This window comes from Actinospineispora spinosispora DSM 44797 (assembly GCF_000429025.1).
Lineage (GTDB): Bacteria > Actinomycetota > Actinomycetes > Mycobacteriales > Pseudonocardiaceae > Pseudonocardia > Pseudonocardia spinosispora.
The window spans coordinates 1-14,444 of the sequence record NZ_KE386838.1; the positions used below are offsets into that span (position 1 = coordinate 1).

A 14,444-nucleotide genomic window follows, 5' to 3' on the forward strand; every position below is an offset into this window, starting at 1 on the left:
CAGTGCTTCGCACTGAACCCCCTGCGGGGAGACTCGCGGAGCGCGACCCTCGCCCACCTCGCCCACGTCGCGCACTTCGCAGAGGTTCTGGCGCACCTCGCAGAGGCTCGTGTCGTGTCGCAGATGTTGGAACATCTGCGACACGACACGAAGCTCTGCGAAGTCACCCGAACCCCTGCCCCTCCCGGGGCGCACTGCAGCCGGTGGGACGCGGCGCAGCCGTGGCCGCCTGTGGGCGCGCACAGCTCCCCCGTCCCCGCGATCCTGGCCCGCACTTGGCGTGGGCGGGCGGTGTCAACCCTGAAACCTCGCCCCCGAACCCGCGCAACCACGAACCCGCGCGAGGCCGGCGAAGCCGGGGGTTGATACCGCCCGACCACGCCAAGACACTGGATGGCCAGCGGGGACACCCCACTGCACCCCCAAAAAAAAGCGACCGAGCGACCGCTCAGTCAACCAGTTCCGCATACGCCGGCTTGATCACGTTGTTGATCAAATCCAGGCGCTCGTCGAAACCGATGAAGGCGCTCTTCATGGCGTTGACGGTGAACCAGCGCAGATCCGCCCAGCCGTAGCCGAAGGTCTGCGCCAGGTGCAGCATCTCGCTGGTCATGCTGCAGTTCGACATGAGCCGGTTGTCGGTGTTGACCGTGACCCGGAACCGCAGCCGGGTGAGCAGACCGATCGGATGCTCGGCCATGGACGTCGCGGCGCCGGTCTGGATGTTCGACGACGGGCACATCTCCAGCGGGATCCGCTTGTCCCGCACGTAGGCCGCCAGCCGGCCGAGCTCGACCGCGCCGTCCGGCCCGACCGAGATGTCGTCGACGATGCGGACGCCGTGCCCCAGCCGGTCGGTGCCGCACCACTGCAGCGCCTCCCAGATCGACGGCAGCCCGAACGCCTCTCCGGCGTGGATGGTGAAGTGGCCGTTCTGCTGGCGCAGGTACTCGAACGCGTCCAGGTGCCGGGTGGGCGGGAAGCCCGCCTCGGCGCCCGCGATGTCGAAACCGACAACACCCTCGTCGCGGTAACGCACAGCGAGCTCGGCGATCTCCCGGGACCGTGCGGCGTGTCGCATCGCGGTGAGCAGACAGCCGACCCGGATCCGGTGCCCGGACTCGGCGGCCCGCTCACTGCCGAGCCGGAAGCCCTCCAGGACCGCCTCGACCACGTCGTCGAGCTCCAGCCCCCGCTCCACGTGCTGTTCGGGGGCGTACCTGACCTCGGCGTAGACCACACCGTCCTCGGCGAGGTCCTGGGCGCACTCGGCGGCGACCCGGACCAGCGCCTCGCGGTTCTGCATGACCGCGACGGTGTGGGCGAAGGTCTCCAGGTAGCGCTCCAGCGACCCGGAGTCGGCGGCGGAGGTGAACCAAGCCCCGAGCTCGGCCGCATCATAGGTGGGTAACGCGCGGTAGTCATCGGACCGCGCCAGTTCCACGACCGTCTCGGGGCGCAGACCGCCGTCGAGATGGTCGTGCAGCAGCACCTTAGGCGCCGCGCGGATGTGCTCCGCGGTCATCGCGACCGGATATTGATCTCCCAGCACAGATCCTGCCTCCCATACTCCAACCGTTCGGGTGATGCAAGCACGACGCGGGAACCCATGCGGGTGACTCTGAGCTACTCGATAGGCTCCTCAATGCTCCGCTCCCCTAACCGTTCGACGAAAGCGTCAACGCCTTGAGTGATCAACAGACTATGTCGTTCGATCGGATGCGCAGCATGCTCATGCGTGCAGCCGAGATCCGCGACAGTGAACAGCAGCAGATCTTCGACTCCCTCGACGAGATTCACGCTCGGCTGGCGACGCTCGACGCGCTCGGCTCGATGCGTAAGCGGCTGGCCGAGCTCCCCGACCGCACCGAGGTCAGCGTGCTGGCCGAGCGGCTGGACGAGACGGTCGCCAAGCTGGACGCCCAGGACGCTTCCGTCGCCTCGGTAGGGCGCTCGGTCGACGCACTGGTCGACCGGCTCGCCAAGCCGTTCGCCCAGATCGACGGCCGTCTGGACGGTGTCGCCGGCCGCATGGAAGGCGTCGTCGGCAAGATGGACGGCCTCGATGACAAGCTCGGCGGGCTGCACAAGCGGCTCGACGACCTGGACAACCGGCTCGACCGGCACGAGCTTCGCCTCGACGGGCTGCCCGCCGCGATCACCGGCCCGGTCAAGGAGCGCATCGGCGACTCCGAGACCGCGCTGCGCGGCAAGGTCGACGAGGTGGACGAGGCGCTGCGCCAGCAGATCGTCGCGTCTCGCGAGGACGCCGGCAAGGCGGCCGAGCAGAACGCGGAGAGCCTGCGTCAGCTGGTCAGCGAGACCAACGCGGGTGTCCAGGGCAAGCTGACCGAGCTCGGCCAGCGTCCCGCCGTGGACCCGACCGAGCAGCTCACCGGCCTCGCCGGCAGGCTCGACGCGCTGGCCACCCAGCTCGAAGCCGTCACCAAGCGGCTCGACTCGCTGGACACCTCGCTGGTCAACCGCCCGGACAAGGACTCGCTCGTCGCGCTCGTGCAGCAGGCGAACCAGGAGTCCGAGCGGCGCAACGCGGGGCAGCTGGACGAGGCGATGGCGACGTTCGCCGAGCTGATCCTCGGCCGAGGACCGGGTGCGCACAACACCCAGATGCCGATGCCGGCTCCTCGGCCCGCGCAGCGGCGCAGCCGTGCCAAGGCCAGCATCAAGGCCCGCAACGGCAACAGCCCGGACGAGTCGAACGACGACGACGACTGAGGGGCCGGGTGTGTCTCCCGGCTAGGAGGCACACCCGAGCACCAGCGGAGTGTGTGACGGCGTGTGGCCCTGGTCGATCGAGCTCGACCAGGGCCACACGCTCCGCTCGCTCACTCCGCACGCATGACCGAACCACTCCCACCACGATCCCGCGCCCCTGTCGCCAGAGCGAACAGAGTGACCAGCTCCTCCGCGCAGTGACCCAGGTTCAGACCTGGTTGCGTACGTAGCAGGAACGGCAACCGGTCCAGCGAGCGCTGGATCGTGGCAGCCATGACGAGCGTGTCGAACTCCCTGAACTCCCCGCCCAGCTGACCTCGCCGCAGGATGTCCTGCACGTGCCCGAGCACGGCCCGGTCGGTCTCGGTGCCGTATGCCGCCTCATGGCCCGGCTCGTCGTGCAGCGCCGCGAAGATCGAGTGCAGCGCCTGCATCCTGGTCCGATGACCGTCGATGAAGGCGACCACGCCGGTGAGATAGGCACGCAGCTCGTCCCACGCGCCGCCGCGGACCGGCGGTGGGGGTTCGCCGGGCGGCTGCCTCAGCGGCCGGCTCCCCGGCTGGTCAGCCGCGCGTTCCAGCAGGAACCGGTCGATCGACAGATACACGTCGGCCACCACGGCTTTCACCAGCTCGTCCCTGCCGGCGAAATGGTAGGAGATCAGCCGCGTGCTGCTCAGTCCGCCGCGCTCGGCGATGCGCGCGAACGTCGCACCCCGGTAACCGAGCTCGGCGATGGTCTCGATCGTCGCGGCGAGGATCTGAGTCCGGCGCGCCGCCGCGGCGGCGCTCGGCCCGGTCCCGGGACTGACCGACATCGACGACTCCGTTCCAGAACCAGTTGACAGGCGCTCCGTCGACCGCCATCTTACTCAGCTAAGTAAGAAGAGACGGGAGCAGCACGTGACGACGCAACGCCCACCGATGGTGGGGAACCGTAAGGCCGCCTGGACGCTCGTCGTGCTCGCCCCGGCCAGCGCCGAGGTGACGTTCAGCGGGGTCACGATGCCGGCGATGTGGCTGCTGCTGCCCGCGCTCGTGGTCATGTACGGCGCGGGTGTGCTGCTCCTGCGCGAGCTGGTCGTCCGGTTCGGAGGAGGCTGGCCCAGCCTGCTGGTGGCCGGCCTGGTCTACGAGCTCGTCGAGGACGGCATCGGCCTGCAGGCGCTGACCAGCCCGAACCTGTACAACGCGGCCGACTGGGGGCCGAGGGTCCTCGGGGTCAACACGACCTACTGGCAGTCCCAGATCGGCTACCACGCTGTGTTCAGCGTCCTGATCCCCGTACTGCTCACGGACCTGCTCTTCCCTGCCGATCGCACCCGCCCGTATCTGCGGCGCGGCGGCCTGCTGACCACCGGGGCGGCGGCGCTGCTCGGCGTCGTGCTGCTGCGGGTGGGCATCGCGGCCACCCAGGATCCCGGCTATCAGACCCCGCTGCCGGTGGTGCTCGCGATCCTGGCCGCCGTCGCCGTGCTCCTCGTCGTGGCGCTGCGGGTGCTCCCCGGCCGCGATCCGCGCCCTGGTGACTCGCCGAGGGCACCGCGACCGGTGGTGGTCGCGCTCCTCGGCGGCGGCGCCTCGGCGTGCTTCCTCGGCCTGCTGATGCCCGCTGGGCTGCCGCCTGACGGGCCTGCCATCGGTACCGGTGCCTGGGTGTTCATCCCGATGGCCGTCGCCGCCGCGGTCGCCGTCTGGGCCGGCCGACTGATCCACCGCTGGTCGGGCGCCGCCAACTGGTCGGACCGGTACCGAATCTGGCTCATCGGCGGAGCACTGATCGGGCGCACCCTGTACGTGGTGGTCACCGCCCCGGCCGCCAACGACTACCGCTGGGGACCGGCCGGCACGGCGATCGCGACCGGCACCGTGATGCTCGTCGTCATGGCGTACCTGCTGGTCCGGCTCGCCCGACACCTCGAACGAGCCGGTCTAGGACACCCGGTCCAGCACGCGCGATGAGCGATGTCGGTGATCCTCTTCGCGTCAGTGTTCGTGGGGCTGGTTGGTGTCAAAGGTGTCGATGTTCAGGGTGGACCAGGCGTTGAGTAGACACTGGTCGCCCGAAGCCGCTACGACGTTGTCGTCGTTGAGCTGTTCGGCCGCCGCGCAGTGGATGGCGTCGTAGCCACGTAGGCCGAGATCGTGAGCCAGTCGGGCCGCCCGCCGAACGAGGAGTTCATCGATCTCCACGATGTCGAACTGTGCCCACAGGGTGTCCAGAATGGCCAATGCCTGGTCGTGTTGGTCAGCGGTCAGGCGCCGCATCCGCTGTGCTTGCGCCAGCGCAGCCGCAGCCTCGACATAGAGCAGTCTGCTGGATACGACGACGTCCGTGTCGTCCCAGAATCGCCGACACATCCCGCTGCTCGGTTCGGCGACCAGCAATGGCACCACAGCGGAGGTGTCCGCGTAGCCGATCACCGTCGCTGATCGTCGATCAGATCGCTCACCACGCCCACCGCACCCACTGGATCAGGAGCAGGTTGTTTGCGAATGCGGCCCGCCCGTATGCGGCCTTCCTCACGCAGCGCTTCCAGCCGTGTCGGTCGCTGCACCGGCACGATCCGCGCGATAGGTCGTCCATGATCGGTGATCGTCACCGTATGGCCTAGTTGCACCTCGGCGAGATGGCGACTCAACTTGTCCCGGAGCTCGCGCACACCAATCTCCACCGCACACCTCCGTGGCCATAAACTATCGAGCCATTGTAGCCACAAGAGCGGGATGGGAGCAGCGGTTACCGGCCTCGCCTCCCTCTCTCCGGTGTCCGCGCTGTCAGGAGACTCGGTCCAGTACCAGCGGAGCGCGCTCGCGGCTGGGCTCGTCTACCAGGGTGACCGCACGCGCCACGTCCTCGCGCACCGACGGCAGCACCTCGGGACGGTTGGTGTGCAGTTCCAGCAGCGGCTGACCGGCGACGACCTTCTCACCCGGGTCCACTAGCAGCCGGATTCCAGCCGCCGGGTCCACCGGGTCCTCCTTGCGGGCCCGGCCGGCGCCCAACCGCCACGCGGCCACGCCGATCTCGTAGGCGTCGCAGCCGGCCAGGACGCCGTCGCGCTCGGCGACCACCGGCTCGACGTGCCGGGCGACCGGCAGCGCGGCATCCGGGTCGCCACCCTGCGCGGCGATCATCTTGCGCCAGACGTCGTGGGCCGCGCCCGAGACGAGTACCTCACCAGGATCGACGTCCTCGATACCGGCGAGTGCGAGCATCTCGCCGGCCAGGCGGACCGTCAGCTCGACGACGTCGGCCGGGCCCCCACCGCGCAGCACCTCCACCGACTCCGCGACCTCCAGCGCGTTGCCCACCGCGCGCCCGAGCGGGACGCTCATGTCGGTGAGCAGCGCGACGCAGCGCAGCCCGTGGGCCGACGCGATGTCACGCATGGCCACCGCCAGCTCGCGGGCGCGCCCCGGACTCTTCATGAACGCCCCTGAGCCGACCTTCACGTCCAGGACCAGCGCTTCGGTGCCCTCGGCGATCTTCTTGCTCATGATCGAGCTGGCGATCAGCGGGATCGACTCGACCGTCGCGGTGACGTCGCGCAGTGCGTAGAGCTTGCGGTCGGCGGGCGCGAGCCTGGGGGTGGTCGCGCAGATCACCGCGCCCACCTCGGCCAGCTGGGCGCGGATCTCCTCGTCGCTCAGCTCCGCGCGCCAGCCGGGAATGGACTCCAGCTTGTCCAGGGTTCCGCCGGTGTGCCCGAGCCCTCGGCCGGACAGCTGTGGCACGGCCGCGCCGCAGGCGGCCACGAGCGGGGCGAGCGGCAGGCTGATCTTGTCGCCGACACCTCCCGTGGAGTGCTTGTCCACCAGCGGACGACCCGTTCCGCCGAGCGCGAGCCGGTCACCCGAGTCGATCATGGCCTGGGTCCAGCGCGCGGTCTCCGTGCCGTCCATACCGCGCAGCAGGATCGCCATCGCCAGCGCGGACATCTGTTCCTCGGCGACCGTGCCGTCGGTGTATCCGGCGACGACCCAGTCGATCTGCTCGTCGCTCAGCCTCTCCCCGTCCCGCTTGGCCCTGATCACGTCCACCGCGCTGATCGTCATGTGGTCCCTCCGATCCTGATTTCTTTAGCTCCTGACATGGAGCCGTGAGTGTTTTGGGCTGCCCTGGCAACCCAAAACACTCACGGGTCGCCAGGGGCCCTCAGCGCCTGACGGCCGTCCCCGGGGCCCGCCGTCAGGGCAGATCCTCGGGGCCGAAGGCGAGCGGCAGCAGCTCGGCCATGCTGCGGACCCCCTGGTCGGTGTCGACCAGGCAGCCGGGCCCGCCGAGCTCGTGGAGCACCTGGCGGCAGCGGCCGCACGGGGTCAGCGCGACGTCCGCGCCCGACCGACAGGACACCGCGACGAACCGGCCACCGCCGCCCAGGCGCAGCTGTCCGGCCATCATCGTCTCGGCGCACACCCCGAGCCCGTAGGACGCGTTCTCGACGTTGCAGCCGATCACGACCCTGCCGTCGTCGCACAGCGCGGCCGAACCGACCGCGAGCCCCGAGTACGGGCTGTACGAGTGGGCCGTGGCGGCGAGCGCGGCCGCCCTCAGCGCGGGCCAGTCGACGGTCTGCTCAGTCACCGGCGCCCCGCCGGTACTCGAGGCCGTCGGCGGCAGGCGGCCTCAGTCGTTGCGCGGCCACCGCGAGGACCACGAGGGTCACCAGCTGCGGGGCGTACGTCGCGAACTCACGCGGGATCGTGTCGGTGAAGTAGTACACCGCGTAGGCCAGCGCCCCGGCCACGAGCGCGACCACCGCGGGGAGCCACCGCCGCCGAGCCGCCCACCAGACGGCGACCGCCACGGCCAGCAGCGAGCCGCCGTAGAGCAGCGAGTGCACCGCCTCACCGCCCGCACGCAGCTGCAGCCCGTCGACGTAGCCGAACAACGCGGACCCGGCGAGCAGTCCCCCGGGGCGCCAGTTGCCGAAGATCATCGCGGCCAGGCCGATATAGCCTCGGCCGCCGGTCTGGTTCTCCAGGTAGCCGAGCTGGCCTGGGTTGAGCACCAGCGCGACCCCGCCAAGCCCGGCCAGCCCGCCGGAGATCACGACGGCGGCGTACTTGTGCAGGTAGACGTTCACCCCGAGCGACTCGGCGGCGTACGGGTTCTCGCCGCAGGACCGCAGCCGCAACCCGAACCGGGTGCGCCACAGCACCCAGTAGCTGACCGGCACCAGCACCAGTCCGATGATCACGACCGGGGTGAAGCCGCTGAGTACGCCGCGCAGCAGCCCGGCGACGTCCGACAGCACCGCGAGATGGCTGTCCTCCAGCTTCGCCAGCCACCCGGCGAGCGGCTGCACCGAGTAGGTGTCGAAGCCGGTGATCAGCGGGGACTGTCTGGGGTTGCGGGAGATCGGCTCGAAGATGAGCGTGGACAGGTACTTCGTCAGCCCGGCGCCGAGCAGGGAGATCGCGACGCCGGAGACGATGTGGTTGACGCCGAACGTCACGGTCGCCAGCGCGTGCAGCAGCCCGCCCAATGCGCCGAACAGGATTCCGCCGATCACCGCTGCCCACGGTCCCCAGAGCAGACCGGAGAACGCCGCCCCCCAGGTCCCCATGATCATCATGCCTTCGAGGCCGAGGTTGATCACCCCGGCTCGTTCGGCCCACAACCCGCCGAGGCCGGCCAGCAGGATCGGCATGAGCAGCCGTACCGCCGACTGGATCGTGCCGGACGAGGTCAGCTCGTGCTCGCCGGTCAACGCCGAGGTCACCACGAGCACGGCGACCGCGATCGCGGCGACCAGCGCCCCGCTCGCCCACCCCGGGAGACGACGGCGCGGCGGTGCCGGCGCGGGCACGGTGGCCGGTGCCGGGCTCAGCGCGGTCATGCCGTCACCGCCGGCTCAGCCGACGTCGCCTGTGCGCTCGCCACCCGCCGCTGCTGCGCGGCCAGCTCGTACCGTCGCACGACCTCGTAGGCGATCACCACCGCGATCACCGACACCCCCTGCATGATCACCGCGATCTCCCTGGGTACGCCCACGTTGTCCAGCGCCAGCGCCGACTTGTCCAGGAACGCCCACAGCAGCGATCCGAACGCGATCCCGACCGGCGAGTTGCGGCCGAGCAGCGCGATCGCGATGCCGGTGAAGCCGTAGCCCTGCGGCGAGCTCAGCGTGTACGCGAAGTCCCTGCCGAGCAGTTCCGGCAACCCGACCAGACCCGCGACCGCGCCCGACATCAGCAGCGCGTACACCGTCATCCGACGAGCGTTGACCCCGCCGGCCGAGGCCGCCGTCGGCGACTCCCCGGAGGCCTTGAGCTCGAACCCGAACCGGGTCCGGCCCAACAGGAACCAGTAGCCGACGCCCAGCGCGGCGGCCACGAAGACCATGCCGAACACCGTTCCGGCGCCGCCGAGCGAGATGCCGGGGAACCGTCCGCCCGGCGCGATCGGGACGGTCGAGATGTTGTTGCCCTGCAGGACACCGAACGTGTCCGGCCTGATCAGGTAGGCGATCACCCCGGTGGAGATGGCGTTCAGCATGATCGTCGAGATGACCTCGCTGACCCCGCGATAGGCCTTGATCAGCGCCGCGATGCCCGCCGACGCGGCGCCGACCAGCACCGCGACCAGGATGACCACGACGGTGTGCAGCGCGGCCGGCAGAACGAACGCACCGCCGACGATCGCGGCGACACACGCGCCCAGCCGGAACTGGCCCTCGACGCCGATGTTGAACAGCTTCATCTGGAAGCCGATCGCCACCGCGAGCCCGGACAGGTAGTAGACGGCGGCGCTGTTGACGATGTCGACCGCTGTGGTGCCCTGCCCGACCTGCTCGACCATCGCACCCAGCGCGGTCAACGGCGAGTCACCGCTGATCACCAGTGCGACCGCGCACAGCAGCGCGGCGAACACGATCGCCGACACCGGCGCCAGCAGCCGCCTCACGACCGCGCTCCGGTCATCGCGCTGCCCAGCTGCTCGGGGGTGACGGTGGCCGGGTCGGCGTCGGCCACCAGCTTGCCGCGCAGCATCACCTTGATCGAGTCGGAGAGCCCGATCAGCTCGTCGAGGTCCGCCGACACGAGCAGCACCGCGAGCCCCTCACGTTGCGCGGCCCGAATTTGTTCCCAGATCAACGCCTGGGCGCCGACGTCCACGCCCCGGGTCGGGTGGGAGGCGATCAGCAGCACCGGCGAACCGGACAGCTCCCGGCCGACCACGAGCTTCTGCTGGTTGCCGCCGGACAGTGCCGCGGCGGGCACCTCCACGCCGGGCGTCCGCACGTCGTACTCGGCGACGATCCGCGCGGTGTCCTTCCTGGCGGCTGTGACGTCCAGCAGCGCACCCTTAGCGACCGGCGGGCGACTCTGGTAGCCGAGCATGCGGTTGGCCCACAGCGGCTGACTGGGCAGCAGTGCATGCCGTGTCCGGTCCTCCGGCACGTAGCCGATGCCCGCCTCGCGGCGGGCGAGCGTCGTCTCCGTGCTGAGGTCCCGCGAACCGCCCAGGAGGACCTTCCCGGACTCCGCCCGGCGCATGCCCATGATCGTCTCGACCAGCTCGGTCTGACCGTTGCCCTCCACGCCGGCGATGCCGAGCACCTCACCCGCGTGCACGGTCAGGCTGACCGCGTCCAGGACCCGGCGCCCCGCGGTATCTCCCTCGACGAGCAGGGTCAGGTCCTCGACGCGCAGCACCTCGCGGTCGGTGACGGTCGACTCCGAGGTCCCCGGGTCCGGCAGCTCGCTGCCCACCATCATCTCGGCGAGCTGGGAGTTGGTGACCGTCTTCGGGTCGGCCGTACCGACACAACGACCGCGGCGGATGACCGTGATCGAGTCCGCGATGGCCCGCACCTCGTCCAGCTTGTGCGAGATGAACAGGAACGTGTAGTCCTGTTTCTGCATGTCACGCACGGTGGCGAACAGCTCGTCGACCTCCTGCGGCACCAGCACGGCGGTCGGCTCGTCGAGGATGACCACCTTGGCGCCCCGGTACAGCACCTTGAGGATCTCCACGCGTTGCCGGTCGGCGACGCCGAGCCGGGCGAGCGGAAGATCCGGATCGACCCTCAGCCCGGTGGTTCTCGCCAGCTCCGTGATCCGTCCACGGGCGCGACGACCGATGCCGTGCGCCGCCTCCGCGCCGAGCAGCACGTTCTCCGCGACGGTCAGGTTGTCGGCGAGCATGAAGTGCTGGTGCACCATGCCGATGCCGGCCTTGATCGCGTCCGAGGGTGAACGGAACCGTACGGTCTCGCCGGCCACCTCGATGTGACCGCCGTCCGGCTGGAGCATCCCGTAGAGGATCTTCATCAGGGTCGACTTGCCGGCACCGTTCTCCCCGCACAGCGCGTGCACCTCACCCGCGCGCACGCTCAGGTCGACGTCGCTGTTCGCGATGACGCCGGGGAAGTGCTTGCTGATGCCGACCATGGCAACCGCCGGCTCGGCGCTCACGGGGTCGTGGAGACCTTGATCGAGCCGTTGATGATCGCGGCCCGGTAGGCCTCCAGCTGGGGCTTGATGTCGTCGACCTTGCCTCCGGAGGTGGCGTAGCCGACGCCGTCGGACTTCAAATCGAACTCCTTGGGCAGGGTGGACACCTGGTTGCTCGCCACGGCCGCGATGTAGTCGAAGACCGCCACGTCGACGCGCTTGAGCATCGAGGTGAGGATGATGTCCTTGACGTCGCCCAGCGTCTTGTCCTGGTACTGGTCGGAGTCGACGCCGATGCCCCACTTCGGGTTGTCCGGGCTGCTGGCCGCCTTGATCGAGCGGAGCACGCCGTTGCCGGACGCGCCCGCCGCCGCGTAGATGATGTCCGCGCCGGAGTCGAGCTGGCCCTTCGCCGACTCCTGGCCCTTGGCCGGGTCGTTGAAGCCGCTCAAGTCACCGGCGGGTGACAGGTAGCTGGTGTCGATCTTGATGTCCGGCGCGACCGCCTTGGCACCCTGTTTGAAGCCGGCCTCGAACTTCTGGATCAGCGGGTTCTGCACACCGCCGACGAACCCGATGTGGCAGGCCTTCGTCTTCAGCGCGGCCGCGACACCGACCAGGAACGAGCCCTGCTCCTCGGCGAACAACAGTGGCGTCGCGTTCGGCGGGTTGCCGTCCACCGTGCTGTCGACGATGGCGAACTTGGCGTTCGGCTCGGCGGCGGCGACCGCCGCGACGCCCGGCGCGTAGTCGAAACCGACCGCGATCGCCGGGCTGTAGCCACCGTCGACCAGCTGGCGCAGCCGGGTCTGGGTCGAGTCCTTGCTCTCCCCGACCGCGGCGGTCAGCTCCTTGGTGTCGGCGACGCCCAGCTCGGCCTTCGCGCGGTCCAGACCGGCAGCCGCCGCGTCGTTGAAGGACGTGTCACCCCGGCCGCCGACGTCGAACGCCATGCCGACCCTGAGGTTGCTCGCGTTCGGCTTCGGACCGGGAACGACGCTGGTCGGGGCCGTCACCGGCGCCGCGGCCGGTGGCGCGTTACGGGTGCACGTGGCCGGCCCGCCCTGCGCCGAACCGCTACTCGAACCCGAGTCCTTCGCGCAACCCACCACGGCCAATGCCGAGGTCAGCAACACCGCTGTGAGCACCGTCATTCGACGCATCCGCAGAACCGCCCCTCCCGAAGATCATCTGTCCCAGCGACGCCCAGGCGTCGCGCGCACGCTACTAGTCGGTACCCCGGCGTGACCAGCACTTGGGCAAGTCGTTGACAGAGCAGCAACAATCAACGATCTTCGGGGAGAGCGGCATGGACGAAGAGAGCGTGACGATCGCGGCCACACCGGAACGGGTGTGGGCACTGGTCACCGACGTGACCGGCATGGGCAGGTTCAGCCCGGGCAACACCGGTGGGAAGTGGATCCTCGGCGCGTCCGGGCCCGCACAGGGTGCCCGGTTCATCGGGTTCAACAAGCGCGGCGTGATGCGGTGGCCCACCACCTGCAAGGTCGTCGAGTGTGAGGAGCCGACCCGGTTCGCCTTCCAGGTCGCCGAGAACAAGACGCAGTGGGGCTGGCGCATCGAGCCGACCGAGAGCGGCGGCACCGTGCTCACCCAGTGGCGCAACCGGGTCGGCGAACCGCCGGCACCGATGCGGCTGGCCGCCAAGCTGCTGTTCAAGGGCAAGATCGACGAGGAGATGTGCGACGGCATGCGCTCCACGCTCGCCGCTGTGAAGGCTGAGGCAGAGAAGGGCGCCTGAGGCGCTCACAGCGCCACCGACCGGACCCGGCCGACGCTCGTCTACTGTGTTTCGACGTGAACGGCCGCCGCACCACCGTCGTGCTCAGCACGCTGACCACGGCACTGTTTCTGTGGGCGGCGGCCGGCGGCGTCGCATCCGCCGCGCCGCACGGTCCCACTCCGACGCCGACTCCCACGCCGCGCGAGTCGAGTGCCTCGTCGAAGCCGAAGGCCGACGACACCGACTGCACCGTCCCGGTGGCCCCGCCGCCCGCGATCGACGCCTCCGAGCGGCCACGTCCCGGTGAGTCCGCGCCCGAACCGTTGCCGGTGCCCGAGGCGCCGGTCGGCGGCCCTCGGATGGGCGAGTGCGGACTGGTCCTGCCGACCGGCGCACCCCGGCCGCCCGCCGGGGTGGACGCGGTCTCCTGGGTCCTCGCCGACCTCGACACCGGCGCTGTCCTCGCGGCGCGCAACCCGCACGCCCGCGAGCGCCCCGCGTCGCTGCTCAAGATCCTCACCTCGCTGGTGATCATGGACAAGCTCGACATGGACGACAAGGTCACCGGCACCGCCGCCGACGGTGCGATCACCGGCAGCCGAGTCGGCGTCGGGCCAGGTGGCGAGTACACGGTCCAGCAGCTGTTCACCGGTCTGATCATGAACTCGGGCAACGACGCGGCGAACGCGCTCGCCCGCCAGCTCGGCGGAGTCCCGGCCACTCTGAAGCTGATGTCGGACAAGGCGGCCTCGCTCGGCGCGCTGGACACCCGCCCGACCAGCCCGTCCGGGCTGGATGCACCGGGCATGTCGACCTCGGCGTACGACCTCGCGGTGTTCTACCGGCAGGCGATCAAGCAGCCGATCTTCGCCGAGATCAGCCGGACCAGGCTGTTCGACTGGCCCGGTCGGGGCAACCTGCCCGGGTTCAAGATCAGCAACGACAACAAGATGCTGGCCACGTACCCGGGAACGCTCGGCGGCAAGACCGGGTTCACCGACGACGCTCGGCACACCCGGGTCACCGCGGCACAACGCAACAGCCGCAGGCTGGTCGTCGTGCAGATGCGCGGCGAGCAGCATCCGGTGCCGATGGACACCCAGGCCGCGCGGCTGCTCGACTACGGCTTCTCGCTGCCCGCGAACACCCCCGCGGTCGGCAAGCTGGTCGACCGCAATCCCGAGCTGGAGACACCCACCCCGACCACGATGCCGATGGACCTGGCCAGCGCGCCCGCTGCCACTCCGGACGTCCCCGCCGAGGAGACCCCCGAACATCGCGCGTACGCACTCGGCACGATCGGCGGTGGCGCGGTCCTGGGCGGCCTCCTGTCCTGGCTGATCGCCCGCCGCCGCCCGGAGGAGTCCCCCGAGCTCTCGGTCCGAGGCGGCCGCCACAGCACCAGCGCACCCCCACCCCCCGAAAACTGACCACCCCACTCCCCAACTCGGGCCCCAGCCCACCGAGCCGGGCCCCTCAGCACCGCGAGTCGGGGCTCTGAACACCACCTCGCAGAGCTTGAGGTTGCGTCGCAGACACTGCAGCGTCTGCGACGCGA

The 14,444-nt window shown here is 70.0% G+C and carries 14 protein-coding genes; 4 read left to right on the forward strand and 10 right to left on the reverse strand.

What is annotated here, in order from left to right; translation table 11 throughout:
- Positions 1-448: 448 nt before the first annotated feature.
- Complete coding sequence (locus G406_RS0140625) at positions 449-1,525, reverse strand: adenosine deaminase (protein ID WP_037081194.1); 1,077 nt, start codon at positions 1,523-1,525, stop codon at positions 449-451.
- Between the two features lie 194 nt (positions 1,526-1,719).
- Between G406_RS0140625 and G406_RS0140630 the strand changes: the two genes are divergently transcribed.
- Positions 1,720-2,736: a coiled-coil domain-containing protein gene (locus G406_RS0140630; protein WP_245607402.1), complete on the forward strand. Its 1,017-nt coding sequence runs from the start codon at positions 1,720-1,722 to the stop codon at positions 2,734-2,736.
- 110 nt (positions 2,737-2,846) lie between these two features.
- On the opposite strand, the gene G406_RS52920 is transcribed toward G406_RS0140630, so the two are convergent.
- Positions 2,847-3,554 carry a TetR/AcrR family transcriptional regulator gene (locus tag G406_RS52920; protein ID WP_051343355.1) on the reverse strand — a complete coding sequence of 236 codons (708 nt, stop codon included), beginning with the start codon at positions 3,552-3,554 and terminating at the stop codon, positions 2,847-2,849.
- Between the two features lie 85 nt (positions 3,555-3,639).
- Between G406_RS52920 and G406_RS0140640 the strand changes: the two genes are divergently transcribed.
- Positions 3,640-4,698 carry a hypothetical protein gene (locus tag G406_RS0140640; protein WP_211241419.1) on the forward strand — a complete coding sequence of 353 codons (1,059 nt, stop codon included), beginning with the start codon at positions 3,640-3,642 and terminating at the stop codon, positions 4,696-4,698.
- Positions 4,699-4,722: 24 nt separating this feature from the next.
- On the opposite strand, the gene G406_RS0140645 is transcribed toward G406_RS0140640, so the two are convergent.
- From G406_RS0140645 to G406_RS0140675, 8 genes are all read right to left on the reverse strand, one after another.
- On the reverse strand, positions 4,723-5,160 hold the full coding sequence (locus tag G406_RS0140645; RefSeq protein WP_028938317.1) for a type II toxin-antitoxin system VapC family toxin: 438 nt from the start codon (positions 5,158-5,160) through the stop codon (positions 4,723-4,725).
- On the reverse strand, positions 5,157-5,411 hold the full coding sequence (locus G406_RS56400; RefSeq protein WP_084216798.1) for a type II toxin-antitoxin system Phd/YefM family antitoxin: 255 nt from the start codon (positions 5,409-5,411) through the stop codon (positions 5,157-5,159). The genes G406_RS0140645 and G406_RS56400 overlap by 4 nt, the downstream gene beginning before the upstream one ends.
- A gap of 103 nt (positions 5,412-5,514) precedes the next feature.
- Positions 5,515-6,795 (reverse strand): thymidine phosphorylase, encoded by a 1,281-nt coding sequence (locus tag G406_RS0140650; RefSeq protein WP_028938318.1) that lies wholly within the window; start codon positions 6,793-6,795, stop codon positions 5,515-5,517.
- A gap of 133 nt (positions 6,796-6,928) precedes the next feature.
- A complete protein-coding gene (locus G406_RS0140655; RefSeq protein WP_028938319.1) occupies positions 6,929-7,324 on the reverse strand; it encodes a cytidine deaminase in 396 nt (131 codons plus the stop codon).
- Positions 7,317-8,582, reverse strand: a complete 1,266-nt coding sequence (locus G406_RS0140660) for an ABC transporter permease (protein WP_051343356.1) — start codon at positions 8,580-8,582, stop codon at positions 7,317-7,319. The genes G406_RS0140655 and G406_RS0140660 overlap by 8 nt, the downstream gene beginning before the upstream one ends.
- Complete coding sequence (locus G406_RS0140665) at positions 8,579-9,649, reverse strand: ABC transporter permease (RefSeq protein ID WP_028938321.1); 1,071 nt, start codon at positions 9,647-9,649, stop codon at positions 8,579-8,581. Before G406_RS0140665 ends, G406_RS0140660 begins: the two co-directional genes overlap by 4 nt.
- A complete protein-coding gene (locus tag G406_RS0140670; protein WP_037081260.1) occupies positions 9,646-11,139 on the reverse strand; it encodes an ABC transporter ATP-binding protein in 1,494 nt (497 codons plus the stop codon). The genes G406_RS0140665 and G406_RS0140670 overlap by 4 nt, the downstream gene beginning before the upstream one ends.
- A gap of 20 nt (positions 11,140-11,159) precedes the next feature.
- Positions 11,160-12,305, reverse strand: coding sequence for a BMP family lipoprotein (locus G406_RS0140675; protein ID WP_425414683.1), 1,146 nt, complete (start codon positions 12,303-12,305; stop codon positions 11,160-11,162).
- A 146-nt stretch (positions 12,306-12,451) separates the two neighbouring features.
- On the opposite strand from G406_RS0140675, the gene G406_RS0140680 reads away from it, so the two are divergent.
- Positions 12,452-12,904, forward strand: a complete 453-nt coding sequence (locus tag G406_RS0140680; RefSeq protein ID WP_028938324.1) for an SRPBCC family protein — start codon at positions 12,452-12,454, stop codon at positions 12,902-12,904.
- A gap of 56 nt (positions 12,905-12,960) precedes the next feature.
- On the forward strand, positions 12,961-14,316 hold the full coding sequence (locus tag G406_RS52925; protein ID WP_051343358.1) for a D-alanyl-D-alanine carboxypeptidase family protein: 1,356 nt from the start codon (positions 12,961-12,963) through the stop codon (positions 14,314-14,316).
- Positions 14,317-14,444 lie beyond the last annotated feature (128 nt).

What these genes read in the sequence shown, in the direction of transcription:
- G406_RS0140630 (WP_245607402.1), top strand. Translation starts at nt 1,720, where the DNA reads ATGCGCAGCATGCTCATGCGTGCAGCCGAGATCCGCGACAGTGAACAG.
- G406_RS0140625 (WP_037081194.1), bottom strand. Translation starts at nt 1,525, where the DNA reads ATGACCGCGGAGCACATCCGCGCGGCGCCTAAGGTGCTGCTGCACGAC.
- G406_RS0140675 (WP_425414683.1), bottom strand. Translation starts at nt 12,305, where the DNA reads ATGCGTCGAATGACGGTGCTCACAGCGGTGTTGCTGACCTCGGCATTG.
- G406_RS52920 (WP_051343355.1), bottom strand. Translation starts at nt 3,554, where the DNA reads ATGTCGGTCAGTCCCGGGACCGGGCCGAGCGCCGCCGCGGCGGCGCGC.
- G406_RS0140660 (WP_051343356.1), bottom strand. Translation starts at nt 8,582, where the DNA reads ATGACCGCGCTGAGCCCGGCACCGGCCACCGTGCCCGCGCCGGCACCG.
- G406_RS0140650 (WP_028938318.1), bottom strand. Translation starts at nt 6,795, where the DNA reads ATGACGATCAGCGCGGTGGACGTGATCAGGGCCAAGCGGGACGGGGAG.
- G406_RS0140680 (WP_028938324.1), top strand. Translation starts at nt 12,452, where the DNA reads ATGGACGAAGAGAGCGTGACGATCGCGGCCACACCGGAACGGGTGTGG.
- G406_RS0140670 (WP_037081260.1), bottom strand. Translation starts at nt 11,139, where the DNA reads ATGGTCGGCATCAGCAAGCACTTCCCCGGCGTCATCGCGAACAGCGAC.